The following is a 16035-nucleotide window of genomic DNA, read 5'->3' as shown; positions in this document are numbered from 1 at the left end:
AGGATGCCGTGCATCAGGACCAGCACATCACCGCACAAACCACCACCCTGTCCGGCAGCAACCCCGCGCAGCTCAGTAGCCCGGCGCTGACCGAGCCGCAGCCGCTCGGCGCGTTCCCTGACGGCTTCCTCTTCGGAGGCGCCACCGCCGCCAACCAGTTCGAAGGCGCCTGGAACGAAGACGGCAAGGGCCCCAGCCTGCAGGATGTGCTGCCCACCGGCGGCCTGTACCCGCGCACCGCGGAGCCCACCGAGGACAACCTCAAGCTGGAGGGCATCGACTTCTACCACCGCTACCGCGAAGACATCGCCCTGCTCGCAGAGATGGGTTTCAAGGTCTTCCGCTTCTCCATCGCCTGGTCGCGTATCTTCCCCCGCGGCGACGAATCCGAGCCGAACGAGGCGGGCCTCGCCTTCTACGACCGCGTGCTCGACGAGCTCGAAAAGCACGGCATGGAGCCGCTCATCACCCTCAGCCACTACGAAACCCCGCTGCACCTGGTCGAACAGTATGACGGCTGGACCAGCCGCGAGCTCATCGGCTTCTACGAACGCTACGCCCGCACCGTGTTCGCCCGCTACGGCAAGCGCGTGAAGTACTGGCTGACCTTCAACGAAATCAACTCGATGCTGCACCTGCCGTTCATGTCCGGCGGCATCAACACCCCGGCGGAGCAGCTCAGCGACGCCGACCTCTACCAGGCGATGCACCACGAACTGGTCGCCTCCGCTCGCGCCACCACCGCGGCACGCGAACTGGCACCGGGCGCACAGATTGGTTGCATGATTCTTGCCATGCCCACCTACCCGCTCACCCCCGACCCCGCCGACGTACTCGCCGCCATGCAGGCTGAGCAGGCGAACTTCGCGTTCGGTGACGTGCACGTGCGCGGCACCTACCCCGGCTACTTCCTGCGCTCCCTGCGTGAGAAGGGCGTGGAACTGAACATCACCGAACAGGACCGCGAAGACCTGAAGAACACCGTGGATTTCGTGTCCTTCAGCTACTACATGTCCACCTGCGCGACCGGCGACCCGGCACGCGGCGAGCGCGGCGAGGGCAATATCCTCGGCGGCGTGGCGAACCCGACCCTGCCCGCCAGCGAGTGGGGCTGGCAGATTGACCCGACCGGCCTGCGCGTGGTGCTCAATCAGTATTGGGACCGCTGGCAGAAGCCGCTGTTCATCGTGGAGAACGGCCTGGGCGCCCGCGACAAACTGGTCGAGGTGAACGGCGAACTCACCGTGGAAGACGACTACCGCATCGACTACCTGCGCCAGCACCTGCGCGCGGTGCGTGAAGCTATCGAGGACGGCGTAAACGTGCTCGGCTACACCACCTGGGGCTGCATTGACATGATTAGCGCCTCCACCGCGCAGATGTCCAAGCGTTACGGATTCATCTACGTGGACCGCAACGACGACGGCACCGGCACCCTGGCACGCTACCGCAAGAAGTCCTTCCACTGGTACCGCGAGGTGATTGCCAGCAACGGCGCGGAGCTTTAGAAAGTTCTAGACGCTGAGCCCCGCACAGCTAGCCCGCGAAACTCAGCAACAAAAAGCCCTCGAGACTCTGAACCTCGAGGGCTTTTTATGTATAGCAACTAGTCCATGGGCAAATCGTTCAGGCTGGTGGAGACATACTCCCACCAGGTCGGCACCAACCCGGCGTTCATCGCAACCCTCTGCGACAGCATGTGCGACGGGCTCGTACCGTAGAACGGCAGGTAACCCTCCGCCAGGGTGAGTCGGGCGGCATCACGTACCAGCACGCTGGCGATGCCAGCACCACGCCAGGCGGGCAGCACATCAATACCGATCTGGCGCATAATCGGCGAATCATCACTCAGGCCAACCATAGCGATAGGGTCTGCGTGCGCGGGGGCCCTCTCCCCCGCTACGGGTGCGTCAGATGCGTCCTCGTCCACCGGGTATGCGGCAAGTACCAGCACATCCGGGCGGCGTTCACTAAAGCCCAGCGCGTTCGAGTAACGCTTATCCCCGCGGAAGCTCTCAATCTGCTCAGCGTCCAGCAGCTCCACGCGCAGGTGGGTTACGCGCGCCTCCGTGTCTTCCGGGTCAACCTCAAGCGCACCCGCGGAGGCGTTCGCCTCCCTACGGATGGTACGCTCGCCGGTGATTTCGGCAAGCAGCGCCGCTTTCAGCTCGGCGGGGTCAACGCGGCGCATCATGCCCACGCCGGGCACGGCACACTTGACCTCCTGTGCCTGCACGCCCTCGGGTACGACCGAGTTCAGCAGGGCGCGGCCGGGCGTGTAGTAGATGCTCGTGCCGCTGACCTGCTGGGTGTAGGGGGTGAGCAGTTCGTTGAGCTGACGGAGCTGCGCGTAGTCGCCGAGCCAGTTCGACTGGTCGCCGAGCATGTAGTCGATTGCCTTCTCCAGCACACGCGGATGTTTGGCGCAGAGAATACCGACGCTCGCGTAGTTGGCGACGCGCAACTCCCAAATGTCGTCGTTGCGGCGGCGTGCGGCACCCATCTTCTCGGAGGGAGGCTGCACGGTGGCGAGCAGCGGCAGGCTCTCGGCTTCCGGGTAGTCGCGCAGCTCTTCGAGGGCGCGGCTAATCGAGCCGGGCGCCTGGCAGAAGTCCGCCTCAAGCTGGGTGTGCAGGATGTGCCGCGCCCGGTCCAGGGTGGTCACGGCGCCACGATTCACGGCGCCACGATTCGCAAGACCGCGGTTCACAGCGCCCCGGTTCACAGTGTCTCGGCGCGCGCCGAAGCCCGCAGCACCCGGAGAGCGCCCGGCTCCCGAGTTAGGTTCGGTTCCTTGAGTATCAGTCACGTAGGTTTCCTCTAGTTCAAGTCTCGGCTAGTTCAGGATCTCGGCTAGTTCAGGATTTCAGCAAGGAACGCGCCGGTGTGCGAACCCTTCACCTGAGCCACCTGCTCCGGGGTGCCCTCGGCAATGACGGTGCCGCCGCCGCTACCGCCTTCGGGGCCCATGTCGATAATCCAGTCGGCGCACTTGACCACGTCCAGGTTGTGCTCGATGGTGATGACGCTATTGCCCTTGTCGACCAGCGATTGCAGCACGGCGAGCAGCTTGCGGATGTCTTCAAAGTGCAGGCCGGTGGTCGGCTCGTCCAGCACGTAGATGGAGCGGCCGTTGGAGCGCTTCTGCAGTTCGGTTGCGAGCTTCACGCGCTGCGCTTCACCGCCGGAGAGGGTGGTTGCGGGCTGGCCCAGGCGAATGTAGCCCAGGCCCACGTCCACGAGGGTGTTCAGGTGGCGCGCAATCGGGGTGAACGCGGCGAAGAACTCTGCGGCCTCTTCCACGGGCATTTCGAGCACGTCGGCAATGGTCTTGCCCTTGTAGTGCACTTCGAGGGTTTCGCGGTTGTAGCGTTTGCCGTGGCAGGTTTCGCAGGGCACGTACACGTCCGGCAGGAAGTTCATTTCAATCTTCAGGGTGCCGTCGCCGGAGCAGTCCTCGCAGCGGCCGCCCTTGACGTTGAACGAGAATCGGCCGGGGGTGTAGCCGCGCATTTTCGCTTCGCTGGTCTCTGCGAACAGCTTGCGGATGTGGTCGAACACGCCGGTGTAGGTGGCGGGGTTCGAGCGCGGGGTGCGGCCGATGGGCGACTGGTCCACGTGAATGACCTTGTCCAGGTGTTCCAGGCCGTCGATGCTCTTGTGGCGGCCGGGTACCTGCTTGGCGCCGTTGAGCTTGTTCGCCAGGGCGGTGTACAGAATGTCGTTGACGAGGGTGGACTTACCCGAGCCGGACACGCCGGTCACCGCGGTGAACACGCCCAGCGGGAAGGACACGGTCACGTTCTTGAGGTTGTTTTCGCGGGCGCCGTGCACGGTCAGCTGGCGCTTCTTGTCCACGGGTCGGCGGGAGGCGGGCACCTCAATGCTGCGGCGGCCAGCCATGTAGTCGCCGGTAATGGACTTGGTGTTCTTCAGCAGCTCCTCGAAGCTGCCGGAGTGCACGATTTCGCCACCGTGCTCGCCCGCGCCGGGTCCTACGTCCACAATCCAGTCGGCTTCGCGCATGGTGTCTTCGTCGTGCTCAACCACAATAAGCGTGTTGCCCATATCGCGCAGCTTGGTCAGGGTTTCGATGAGGCGGCGGTTGTCGCGCTGGTGCAGGCCGATGGAGGGCTCGTCGAGCACGTAGAGCACGCCGACCAGACCGGAACCAATCTGGGTTGCGAGGCGGATACGCTGCGCCTCACCGCCGGAGAGCGTGCCTGCGGAGCGCGAGAGGGTCAGGTAGTCCAGGCCCACGTCCAGCAGGAACTGCAGGCGCGCGTCGATTTCCTTGAGGACCTGCTCGCCAATCTTGGCTTCGCGGGCGCTGAGCTGCAGACCGCGCATGAAGGCGAGCGCGTCAGCGAGGGACAGGTCGGTAATGTCTGCAATGGACTTGCCGCCGACCTTCACGCCGAGGATGGTCGGGTTCAGGCGCGCGCCACCGCAGGAGGGGCAGGCGACCTGGCGCATGTACTGTTCGTAGCGGTCGCGGGCGAAGTCCGATTCGGTTTCTTCGTGCTTGCGCTTGATGTACGCCTTCACGCCCTCAAATCCGGAGGTGTAGCGGCGTTCGCGGCCGAAGCGGTTGCGGTAAGACACCTCAACCTTGTAGTCCTTGCCGTCCAGGATGGCGGCGCGGGTCTTGGCGGGCAGGTCCTTGAAGGGGGTGTTCAGGTCGAAGCCGAGCTCCTCCCCCAGGCCTGCGAGCAGGCGTAGCCAGTATTCGGTGGTGGCCTTGCCCTGCGACCAGGGGGCGATGGCGCCCTCGCCGAGGGTCAGGTCGGGGTTGGGTACGAGCAGTTCGGTGTCGACTTCCAGGCGCGAGCCGATGCCGTCGCAGGCGCTACACGCGCCGAACGGCGAGTTGAAGGAGAAGGCGCGCGGCTCGATCGTGTCAATCTGCAGCGGGTGGTTATTGGGGCAGGCGAGGTTTTCGCTGAAGGAACGGGTACGTTCGGGGTCGTCCTGCTCGCGGTCCACGAAGTCGATGAGCACGCGGCCGTCGGCAAGCTTGAGCGCGGTTTCGATGGAGTCAGTCAGGCGCTGGTGAATACCGTCCTTAATGACGATACGGTCGACGACCACCTCAATGGTGTGCTTGTACTGCTTGGCGAGCTTGGGCGGGTCGGAGAGCTGCACGGTTTCGCCGTCCACGCGGGCACGCGAGTAGCCCTGGGTGAGCAGGTCCTTGAACAGGTCCACAAACTCGCCCTTACGTGCGCTGACGACGGGCGCTAGAATCTGCAAGCGGGTGCGTTCGGGGTACTCCTGCAGAATGTCCACAATCTGCTGCGGGGTCTGCTGGGTGATTTCCTCGCCACATTCGGGGCAGTGCGGGTGACCGATGCGCGCCCAGAGCAGACGCATGTAGTCGTAGATTTCGGTGATGGTACCGACGGTCGAACGCGGGTTTTTGGAGGTGGACTTCTGGTCGATGGACACCGCCGGTGAGAGGCCCTCGATGAAGTCGACGTCAGGCTTGTCGACCTGGCCCAGGAACATGCGCGCATAGGAGGACAGCGACTCAACGTAACGGCGCTGACCCTCGGCGAAGATGGTGTCGAAGGCGAGGGAGGACTTACCGGAGCCGGAAAGGCCGGTGAAGACAACCATCGCGTCGCGCGGGATGGTCAGGTCTACGTTCTTGAGGTTGTTTTCGCGGGCACCCTGAACCCGGATGCTGGTCAGATCGTTCGCTTTGAGTGCGGTGCTTCCGTGTGCCGGACGGGGTGTCATCGAAAATCCTTTCGTCTTAATCTTCGAACTTAAATTCTACACCCTCACGCCGTTCACCGGCGCGATTATGCGGCAGGTGAAGGCATGAGGGTGCAGTACTTATATGAGGCGGACTAGGAGGCGCAATTCGCCAGGCGCAGTTTACCAGCCGCGGGTTGCCCAGTCTTCCAGGTGGGGGCGCTCGTCACCGAGGGTGGTGGAGCGGCCGTGGCCGGGCAGCACGATTGCGTCATCTTCGAAGCCGCCGAAGAGCTTTTCGAGCACGTTGGAGAAGAGCTCGCCGAACTGCTGCGGGGAGTCGGTCTTACCCACGCCACCAGGGAAGAGCGAGTCGCCGGTGAACAACAGGGTTACAGGGGTGCCGTCTTCCCATGCGGTTTCGAGGGTGTAGACGATGGATCCGGGGGTGTGGCCGGGTACGTGCAGGGCACGAATGACGGTGTCAGAGAGGTAGAAGTCGAAGCTTTCGCCGCCGGTCAGTTCCTCTTCGACAGTGTAGTCTTCCTGTTCCTTAATGGCGGCTGCGTCAGCTGCACCCGCGGAGGTCACGGCACCGGTGAGGTGGTCGAGCTCCTTAATAGCGCGAATGTGGTCCCAGTGGCCGTGAGTAACGAGGATGCCGGTCAGGCCGATAGCGCGCGGCTTGAGGGAGTCGAAGTCCTCTTCCTTCTCCATAACGCGCACGCGGCGTTCTTCGCCGTCGGTCAGCTCAAGCTGCGGGCAGTCGTTCAGGAGCGCGTCCAGGGTGAAGGCATAGAGCTCTTCTGCCTCGGCTGCGGGGTCAATGAGCACCTGCTCGCCGGTGGCGCGCATGGTGATGAGGTAGACGCTATTGTCCATCTCGGAGACACTGAGCGCGCGCACGGTCAGCTCGGGGTTCTCAAAGATGAGGGTGGGTTCGGGGTAAGTAGTCATAGTTCCAGTGTAGGGGGTGTGGCGGCGCAGCAGGCACCTATGCGTAATACTCCCCTATGAGCGCATTCGGCATTGAACGCACGGGGTACATGTGCCGGATGCAGATGGCACAGATATTGGAGCAAGCTCGGCTCGGAACAGGCTCTAGCCAAGAGCTTGTCCTTCTGAGGCTCCATCTGATGCTCCGGTGAAATCCAAAAGTTAAACAGAGAAGCGACTGCGCATCGATACACAGTCGCTTCTCATGACACCCAGGGGTATCTATCACTCACTCAAACACAAGCAACCCGAGGACTTTGGAAATCTCACGATTACTTGATGACTCAATAGTAGCGAACTTTTTGGGGGCTGTTTTACCACCTAATTTGGTACGGGGAGCCGATTTTAGTGACCCACACCTCATTGTAATCATTCTGTAATAAAAAGAGCTGTTTTTTAGGGTATCCATGCATACCAATTTCATTTTTTTCGAGTTTGCATGTGATTTATTTCACCCAAAATAATTTTAGATTTTCCCTCTTTTAGCACTTTAGTGCACCTTTAAGTTGAGCTTCACACCCACCATTCCCGAAGGCTCAATGTCCGGTTTTAGCCCGGTATTCCGCGGAAGTAGAGGGTTAAGGTAAAAGTATCTTCAAGTAGTTGCAACTACATAAACCGGAAAAAATGCACCGCCCACTGTTCAAAATCTGCACAATTATTCGCGCGAGGGCAAAATCAATTGGTCTGTTTTACCCCTGTAGACGCCCCTTAAAGTGGAGGTTTTATTACAAAACAATAATATTGCACCCCTCGTTAGGTTCATTGAGCACACCCAGTAAGCCCCTCCTAAAAAATCAAAATACCTAGTCAACACCATATTTTCACACAATGCAAGATGGTGGGCTATTCAAAAATCAACCTCCACAGATTGTTTAATAAAACCTGACCTTCAAGCATAAATAGAGCCCAATTATTAACCCGCACGTACCAATTCCACCCTCAGATTAGGCACCCCACAAGCCTCAATGAAAGATTGAAAGTCCCCTCCACCAGGGGTTTTAGGATCCTTCACTCCCCCGGATTCCCCCTGGTTCCAGCCTAGTTTCAGCCTAGTTTCAACTCGTTTTCAGACACGCAACCTCTGCTCTCACATGCCGCAAACCCGCCAAGCGCTACCACCCAGTCACACGCTACCCGGACACAGCAAAGGCGGCGCCCCTCCCCCGCTCTGGGGAAGGAGCGCCGCCTCCACTAGCTATAAATCAGCTGAGATAGTCACATTAGGACAGGCCGACCATCACGCCGTTCTCATCGAAGCCGATGCGCTCAGCTGCGGGGCTCTTGCTCAGGCCCGGCATGGTGCGCATGGTGCCGCAGATTGCGTAGACGTAGCCTGCACCGGCAGCCAGGCGAACCTCGCGCACGGGCAGGGTCCAGCCAGTCGGTGCACCCTTCAGGGTTGCATCCGAGGAGATGGACAGGTGGGTCTTCGCGATAACCACGGGCAGGTGCGAGTAGCCCAGCTCAGCGAAGCGCTTCAGCTGCTTAGCGGCAGCCGGAGCAATGGAGATGCCGTCCGCGCCGTAGACCTTGGTCGCAACCTTCTCGATCTTGGTCTCGATGGAGTCCTCAAGATCGTAGGTGTACTTCAGGTCCGAAACGTCGTCGCAGGCCTCGGCCACAACGTTCGCCAGGTCAACGGTGCCCTTACCGCCCTCTGCCACACCGCGGTGGATAGCGACGCGAGCGCCAGCTTCCTCAGCGATACGGCGGATGGTTTCGTGCTCGGACTCGAAGTCGGTCGGGAAGGCGTTGATTGCCACGACCGGCTGAACACCGAAGTTGCGCACAATCTCGATGTGCTTCTTCAGGTTCTCTGCGCCCTTCTCCACGTCGGAGGGGCTTTCCTGCAGCATGCCTTCGGGCAGGGGCTTGCCCGGAACAATCTTGTACAGGCCGGAGTGGGACTTCAGGGAGCGCACGGTTACGACGAGCACTGCTGCGTCCGGCTTCAGGCCGGAGACGCGGCACTTGACGTTGAAGAAACGCTCCGCACCCATGTCGGCGCCGAAGCCAGCCTCAGTAATCACGTAGTCGGAGTACTCCAGACCAACGTAGTCAGCAACCACGGAGGAGTTACCGGTTGCGATGTTGCCGAAGGGGCCCGCGTGAATCAGGGCGGGGGTGTGCTCCAGGGTCTGCAACAGGTTCGGGTTGATAGCGTCTGCCAGGATGACGGACATTGCGCCGTCAGCCTTCAGGTCGGCTGCGGTGACGGGCTCGCCGTCGTAGTTCAGGCCGATAACAATCTTTGCCAGGCGCTCACGCAGGTCCTTGAAGGAGGTTGCCAGCGAGAGAATCACCATGATTTCGGAAGCACTGGTGATGTCGAAACCGGTCTCGCGGACCACGCCGTCCATGCGTTCGCCCAGACCCACGACGATGTTGCGTAGGGAGCGGTCGTTCATGTCGATGACGCGGCGCCACTCGATTGCGCGCGGGTCGATGCGCAGCTCGTTACCGTGGTGCAGGTGGTTGTCAATCATGGCGGCAAGCAGGTTGTGTGCTGCGGTGACGGCGTGGAAGTCGCCGGTCAGGTGCAGGTTCAGCTTCTCCATGGGAACGATCTGGGAGTAGCCGCCACCCGCTGCGCCGCCCTTAATGCCGAAGGTCGGGCCCATTGCGGGCTGACGCAGAGCCAGGATTGCCTTGCGGCCGGTCTGGGCGAAGCCCTGTGCGAGGGAGACGGAGGTTGCGGTCTTACCCTCACCGAGCGGGGTGGGGGTGACTGCAGTGACCACAATGTACTTGGAGCCGCGCTTGCGGGCGGTCTCTGCGTTGGTGGTTTCGTCGAGGAGAACCTTAGCGACGTACTTGCCGTAAGGCTCAAGGCGATCTTCGCTGATGCCGTTTTCCGCTGCGATCTTGGTAATGGGCCAGAGATCGGCGGCAAGTGCGATTTCGAGGTCGGAAGGGAAAGGCTTCTTCGTCATTGTCATCCTTCGAGTTGTACGAATCATGCTCTTTTATTTTATGCCTCAGCTCACGTGTTTGTCCCTCACCTCGCCGGATTCCGACAAATAAACTCAATTTTTAATGCACTAATCCCCGCAACCGGAACCCTACACTCATATGGAGTGATTGGGTCGGTGCGGGGATCAGTAGCGCATATACGCCGGGTTACCGGTACAAATGCCGGTGCAGGAGCCGGTACAAGAACCGGCGCTAGACCGGCTATTACGGCATGGTCAGCAGAACCTTGGTGGCGGTGCGCTGATCCATTGCCTCGTAACCCTTAGCTGCCTCGTCGATGGGCAGGACCAGGTCGAAGACCTTACCGGGCTCAATTTCGCCCTTGTAAATCAGGTCGATGAGGGTCGGCAGGTACTTGCGCACCGGGGCGGGGCCACCCTCCAGGTGAACCTGCTTGCCGAAGAGCTTATCGGTGCCGATGGAGCTGTCATGCGGCACGCCCACGAAGCCAATGTAGCCGCCGTGGCGTACGCAACCGAGAGCCTGGTCGAAGGACTGCTGGGTGCCAACAGCCTCCGCAACGCCGTGTGCGCCCACGCCGTCGGTGAGTTCCAGAACCTTGGCGATGCCCTCTTCGCCGCGCTCCTCCACCACGTGGGTTGCGCCGAATGCCTTAGCGAGCGCCTGACGCTCGGGGTTGCGGGACATGATGATGATCTTCTCCGCGCCGAGCTGCTTAGCGCCGATGACTGCGCTCAGGCCGACCGCGCCGTCGCCAACAACGACGATGGTCTTACCGGGGGCTGCGCCAGCGGCGTCTGCTGCGTACCAGCCGGTGCCGAGCACGTCAGATGCCGCCATGAGGTGCGGGATCTGCTCTGCGGTGGGTGCCGCGGGGGTCTTGACGAGGGTGCCGTCTGCGAAGGGTACGCGGGCGTATTCTGCCTGGGTGCCGTTGGAACGCATGCCGATGAAGGCGTCGCCCGCTGCGATTGCCTTCAGACAGCGGGAGGGGTAGCCAGCGGTGCAGGTTTCGCATTCGCCGCAGGAGATGCAGAAGGAGCCGACGACGAAGTCGCCGGGGGCTACGGTGGTGACCTCGGAGCCAACCTCGACGACCTCGCCGATGTATTCGTGGCCCATTGCCTGGTGGTCGACGGGCTGTGCGCCGCGGTAGGGCCACAGGTCGGAGCCGCAGATGCAGGAGGCGGCGAGCTTGATGATGGCGTCGGTGGGTTCGAGCAGGGTCGGCTTGTCGACCTCGTTAACGACGACCTTACCGGGTTCTTCCATAACAACTGAACGCATGATGTTCCTTTCGCGGGTGCGTTTGGGTAGTAGTCCAACAGTACGCCCCGCACCCCGATATATCAATAATTTTTTATGCTACGGGGTGAAGGTAGAAATTCTGACAGCCGGGGCCAGCAAAACCGCTCCCACTCCCCCGCTCCTCACCTGGTTAAATAGCGGAACCCCCACGCATCCACAGTGGGATACGCGGGGGTTCCGCTCGGTTTATCTCACGCTATCTCACGTCGATATGAGGCACGTTGAGAAAGGGGCTTAGAAGTCCCAGTCCTCGTCCTCGGTGTTCACAGCCTTACCAATGACGTAGGAAGAGCCGGAACCCGAGAAGAAGTCGTGGTTCTCATCAGCGTTCGGGGACAGCGCCGACAGAATCGCCGGGGACACGTTAGTCACGGTCGCCGGGAACATCGGCTCGTAGCCCAGGTTCATCAGAGCCTTGTTAGCGTTGTAGTGCAGGAACTTCTTCACGTCCTCGCTCCAGCCCACACCGTCGTACAGGGAGTGGGTGTACGCCACCTCGTTCTCGTACAGTTCGTACAGCAGGTTGAAGGTGTACTCCTTCAGCTCTGCCTGACGCTCCGGGGATTCCTTTGCCAGGCCGCGCTGGAACTTGTAGCCAATGTAGTAGCCGTGCACTGCCTCGTCACGAATAATCAGACGAATCAGGTCAGCGGTGTTGGTCAGCTTCGCGTGCGAAGACCAGTACATGGGCAGGTAGAAGCCCGAGTAGAACAGGAAGGACTCCAGCAGGGTGGAGGCAACCTTCTTCTTCAGCGGGTCGTCACCGGTGTAGTAGGACAGAACGATCTTCGCCTTCTTCTGCAGGTGCTCATTCTCAGAAGCCCAGCGGAACGCCTCGTCAATCTCCTTGGTGGAGGCGAGGGTCGAGAAGATCGAGGAGTACGACTTTGCGTGCACGGACTCCATGAACGCAATGTTGGTGTACACGGCCTCTTCGTGCGCAGTCACGGCGTCCGGCAGCAGGGACACAGCACCGACGGTGCCCTGGATGGTGTCCAGCAGGGTCAGACCGGTGAAGACGCGCATGGTCAGCTGCTTCTCTTCCTCGGTCAGGGTCTTCCAGGAGGGCACGTCGTTGCTCAGCGGCACCTTCTCCGGCAGCCAGAAGTTACCGGTCAGACGATCCCAAACCTCAAGGTCCTTCTCGTCCTCAATACGGTTCCAGTTGATAGCCTCGACCACGTGGTCGACGAGCTTCACCTTTTCGCTCATTAGTATTTCTCCGATTCTTAGGGGCGGTTACGGTGCCACGCGCGCCCAGCCAGTCGCGCAGGCGGATTGCGTGTTCACCGTAACCGCCCCTTCCAGTCTTTAGTTATAGTGTGCCAGCTCAGGCTGAATGCGTCGCAGCATTCAGGTTAGAGCATGCAGGATACGCAGCCTTCAACCTCGGTACCTTCAAGAGCCATCTGACGCAGACGGATGTAGTAGATGGTCTTGATGCCCTTACGCCATGCGTAAATCTGGGCGCGGTTGATATCGCGGGTGGTTGCGGTATCGCGGAAGAAGAGGGTCAGCGACAGGCCCTGGTCCACGTGCTGGGTTGCCACGGCGTAGGTGTCGATAATCTTCTCGTAACCAATTTCGTAGGAGTCCTGGTAGTACTCCAGGTTGTCGTTGGTCATGTACGGTGCCGGGTAGTAGACGCGGCCGAGCTTGCCTTCCTTGCGGATCTCAATCTTCGAGGCAATCGGGTGAATCGAAGAGGTCGAACCGTTGATGTAGGAGATGGAGCCGGTCGGCGGAACAGCCTGCAGGTTCTGGTTGTACATGCCGTACTGTGCCACGTCAGCAGCCAGCTGAATCCACTCTTCACGGGTGGGGATGTGGTGCTTAGCGAACAGTTCGCGGGTACGTTCGGTCTGCGGTGCCCATTCCTTCTCAATGTACTTGGCGAAGAACTCACCAGTCGCGTACTTCGAGTTCTCGAAGCCCTCGAAACGCTGGCCGCGTTCCTTAGCAATCTCCATGGAGGCGCGGATTGCGTGGTAGGCGACGGTGTAGAAGTACATGTTGGTGAAGTCCAGTGCTTCTTCGGAACCGTAGTAGACATGCTCGCGTGCCAGGTAGCCGTGCAGGTTCATCTGGCCCAGACCCACGGCGTGGCTCATGTTGTTGCCGCGCTCGATGGAGGGTACGGAGCGGATGTCGGACTGGTCGGAGACGGAGGTCAGCGAACGAATCGCGGTTTCCACAGTCTTGCCGAAGTCGTCGCCATCCATGGTCAGTGCAATGTTCAGCGAGCCGAGGTTGCAGGAGATGTCCTTACCGACGGTCTCGTAGCCGAGGTCAGCGTGGTAGGTGGACGGCTCGGAAACCTGCAGAATCTCGGAGCACAGGTTGGACATGATGACCTTACCGGCGATGGGGTTCGCGCGGTTGACGGTGTCTTCGAACATCACGTACGGGTAGCCGGACTCGAACTGGATCTCTGCGATGGTCTGGAAGAACTCGCGTGCGTTGATCTTGGTCTTGGTGATGCGTGCATCGTCGACCATCTCGTAGTACTTCTCGGTGACGTTGATGTCGGAGAAGGGCACGCCGTAGATGCGTTCCACATCGTACGGGGAGAAGAGGTACATGTCCTCGTTCTTCTTCGCCAGCTCGAAGGTGATGTCGGGGATGACAACGCCCAGGGAGAGGGTCTTGATGCGGATCTTCTCGTCAGCGTTCTCACGCTTGGTGTCCAGGAAGGCGTAGATGTCGGGGTGGTGTGCGTGCAGGTACACGGCACCGGCACCCTGACGTGCGCCGAGCTGGTTTGCGTAGGAGAAGGCGTCTTCCAGCAGCTTCATGACGGGGATAACGCCCGAGGACTGGTTCTCAATCTTCTTAATGGGCGCACCGGACTCGCGCAGGTTGGTGAGGGCGAATGCCACGCCGCCGCCGCGCTTGGAGAGCTGCAGTGCAGAGTTGATGGAGCGGCCGATGGACTCCATGTTGTCTTCCATGCGCAGCAGGAAGCAGGAGACGAGCTCGCCGCGCTGCTTCTTACCCGCATTGAGGAAGGTGGGGGTTGCCGGCTGGAAACGGCCGGAGATGATCTCGTCGACGATGTCTTCGGCGAGCTTCTCGTTGCCTTCTGCCAGCAGCAGTGCGACCATGCAGACGCGGTCTTCGAAACGCTCCAGGTAGCGCTGACCGTCGAAGGTCTTGAGCGCGTAGGAGGTGTAGAACTTGAAGGCACCCAGGAAGGTCGGGAAGCGGAACTTCACGGCGTAGGCGCGCTTGAACAGGTTCTTGATGAACTGGAAGTTGTACTTGTCGAAAAGTTCCGGCTCGTAGTACTGGTTCTCGATCAGGTACTCGATCTTCTCTTCCAGGTCGTGGAAGAAGACGGTGTTGTTGTTGACGTGCTGCAGGAAGTACTGACGTGCTGCCTGGCGGTCTGCATCGAACTGGATCTGGCCGTTCTCATCGTAGAGGTTCAGCAGTGCGTTCAGCTCGTGGTAGCTCATACCCTTGAACTTCTCGGGCACGCTCTTGCCGTTGTGGCCTGCACCGAGAGTTTCTAGTGCTGAGGGCAGTTTTGCGTCCAAAATGCTTCCAATCCTTCGTTGACTTTTTCTACATCTGAATCGGTGCCCATGAGCTCAAACTTGAAGAGCACGGGCACATCGCACTTCTTGGCGACAATGTCTGCCGCGATACCGAAGAGCGGACCAAAGTTGGTGTTGCCGGAGCCAATCACGCCGAGCATGTTCTGGCGGTTCTGCTCCACGTTCAGGAATTTAACCACCTGCGGGGGAACGTTACCGGCGCCTTCAGGCTTGCCGTAGGTGGGGACGATGAGCACGAACGGTTCATCGAGAATGAGGGTGTCTTCGCCGGTGCGCAGCGGCAGGCGGAGGCGGCGGGCACGAATCTTCTCCACGAACTTGTGGGTGTTACCCGAGATGGAGGAGAAGTACACGATGAGTGGTGCGGAGGAATCCGTGGGCTCCTCGGTCGCTCGACCCTCGGAGGCGTTGCGTGCATCCATAAGAATCTTGCGGATTTCTGCGTGCTCGTCGACGGGGTTGGGCGTGAGGGCGGTACTCAACGTGTACTCCTTATTCTCGTGTGCCGGTGTGGTTCCGTGCCGATTCTCCGTTGGTACGGGTTTCGGCAGGGCTGTTACGCTGCCAGAGCGTTGATCTTGTCGGGCTGGAAACCGGACCAGTGGTCCTCGCCTGCGATGACAACGGGTGCCTGCATGTAGCCGAGGGACTTGACCATTTCGAGGGCCTGAGCGTCTTCGGTGATATCAACCTTGGTGTAGCTGATACCCTTCGCGTCGAGGGCGCGGTAGGTCATGTTGCACTGGACGCACTGGGGCTTGGTGTACACGGTCACTACCATTGGGGTGCCTCTTACTTTCTCCCGCTCAGGCGGGGTTATCTCGTGAATGAATCTGGCGTGTTTCGTCGGTGGTTCACCACGTGTTGTTTACGGCGGGCGCTGTGCCGTCCGCTGCCCCCTCCTAGTGGGGTGTGGCGGTTTCCTGCGCTGGGGCAGGACGCTCAAAAGTGCCGTAGTGGTGGAACCGAGTATTAATACTACATCTAGTGTCGAGAAATTTCTTCACCACAAGATGATGTGGTGCGAGGGTCGTGTTTCGTTCGATAAACCCACAGCTGAACCCACTTAAGAGGGGGTGCCTACAGCTTATCCACACCCTGCCCCGGGGCTAGTTCGCCGTATTTTCGCGGGGTGTGCCGGGTTATCCACAGGTGGGGTTTAAGTTGGGCAGGATTTTTAAGGGTTCATTCGCCCGCTGAGTTGAGGTTTAGTTAACCTCATGTATGCTTTCGGGGGCATAAAACCCGGCAGATTCGGGCTTGATTTTAAAGAGATCTTAACTCTCCCCCGTTCTTGCGCGGAACGGCGCGGTTTTAAAGCAGAACGGACTTTCTTAAAGGCGGGGGTTAACCCCCTTCGAGCGGGTTTAAGCTGTGTGATTAAGGCTGTAGAAAAGATTTTTAACTCTTTTTCGGTAGCCGGTGTGTCGTGGGTTTAAGTTGGTTAATTCCGCTGAAACACCAAAACCCACCGCATATACCGGTATTTCACGGTATTTACGGTGGGTTTACTGGGTATCGGCGCTGGTTTTAG

At 60.1% G+C, this 16035-nt stretch carries 10 protein-coding genes; 1 reads left to right on the top strand and 9 read right to left on the bottom strand.

The features are described 5' to 3' along the window. The first annotated feature begins 8 nt into the window (after nucleotides 1-8). Nucleotides 9-1508 (top strand): glycoside hydrolase family 1 protein, encoded by a 1500-nt coding sequence (locus RWL87_RS03090; RefSeq protein WP_313968869.1) that lies wholly within the window; start codon nucleotides 9-11, stop codon nucleotides 1506-1508. 98 nt (nucleotides 1509-1606) lie between these two features. Here the strand turns inward: RWL87_RS03090 and RWL87_RS03085 are convergent, their stop codons facing one another. The 9 genes from RWL87_RS03085 to nrdH form a co-directional block, all read right to left on the bottom strand. Further along, entirely contained in the window at nucleotides 1607-2809 is a 1203-nt protein-coding gene (locus tag RWL87_RS03085) for a histone acetyltransferase (protein ID WP_313968868.1), read from the bottom strand. 44 nt (nucleotides 2810-2853) lie between these two features. Next, on the bottom strand, nucleotides 2854-5742 hold the full coding sequence (gene uvrA, locus RWL87_RS03080; protein WP_313968867.1) for an excinuclease ABC subunit UvrA: 2889 nt from the start codon (nucleotides 5740-5742) through the stop codon (nucleotides 2854-2856). A 141-nt stretch (nucleotides 5743-5883) separates the two neighbouring features. Continuing rightward, complete coding sequence (locus RWL87_RS03075) at nucleotides 5884-6657, bottom strand: MBL fold metallo-hydrolase (RefSeq protein ID WP_313968866.1); 774 nt, start codon at nucleotides 6655-6657, stop codon at nucleotides 5884-5886. A 1262-nt stretch (nucleotides 6658-7919) separates the two neighbouring features. Beyond that, nucleotides 7920-9632, bottom strand: coding sequence for a formate--tetrahydrofolate ligase (locus RWL87_RS03070; protein WP_313968865.1), 1713 nt, complete (start codon nucleotides 9630-9632; stop codon nucleotides 7920-7922). A 244-nt stretch (nucleotides 9633-9876) separates the two neighbouring features. Then, nucleotides 9877-10920 (bottom strand): zinc-binding dehydrogenase, encoded by a 1044-nt coding sequence (locus RWL87_RS03065; protein ID WP_313968864.1) that lies wholly within the window; start codon nucleotides 10918-10920, stop codon nucleotides 9877-9879. A 255-nt stretch (nucleotides 10921-11175) separates the two neighbouring features. Next, on the bottom strand, nucleotides 11176-12153 hold the full coding sequence (nrdF, locus tag RWL87_RS03060) for a class 1b ribonucleoside-diphosphate reductase subunit beta (protein WP_049354717.1): 978 nt from the start codon (nucleotides 12151-12153) through the stop codon (nucleotides 11176-11178). A gap of 146 nt (nucleotides 12154-12299) precedes the next feature. Next, nucleotides 12300-14480 (bottom strand): class 1b ribonucleoside-diphosphate reductase subunit alpha, encoded by a 2181-nt coding sequence (gene nrdE, locus RWL87_RS03055; RefSeq protein ID WP_313968863.1) that lies wholly within the window; start codon nucleotides 14478-14480, stop codon nucleotides 12300-12302. Continuing rightward, a complete protein-coding gene (gene nrdI / locus RWL87_RS03050) occupies nucleotides 14453-14983 on the bottom strand; it encodes a class Ib ribonucleoside-diphosphate reductase assembly flavoprotein NrdI (RefSeq protein WP_313968862.1) in 531 nt (176 codons plus the stop codon). Before nrdI ends, nrdE begins: the two co-directional genes overlap by 28 nt. Nucleotides 14984-15057: 74 nt before the next feature. Further along, the gene (gene nrdH / locus RWL87_RS03045; RefSeq protein ID WP_294641911.1) at nucleotides 15058-15282 is read right to left on the bottom strand and encodes a glutaredoxin-like protein NrdH; all 225 of its coding nucleotides are present in this window, start codon (nucleotides 15280-15282) and stop codon (nucleotides 15058-15060) included. Between the last annotated feature and the right edge of the window lie 753 nt (nucleotides 15283-16035).

This window comes from uncultured Rothia sp., from assembly GCF_963555405.1.
In the GTDB taxonomy this organism is placed as follows: Bacteria; Actinomycetota; Actinomycetes; order Actinomycetales; family Micrococcaceae; genus Rothia.
The sequence above is the reverse complement of the archived record's forward strand: the minus strand, read 5'-3'. Positions and strand labels throughout refer to the sequence as shown.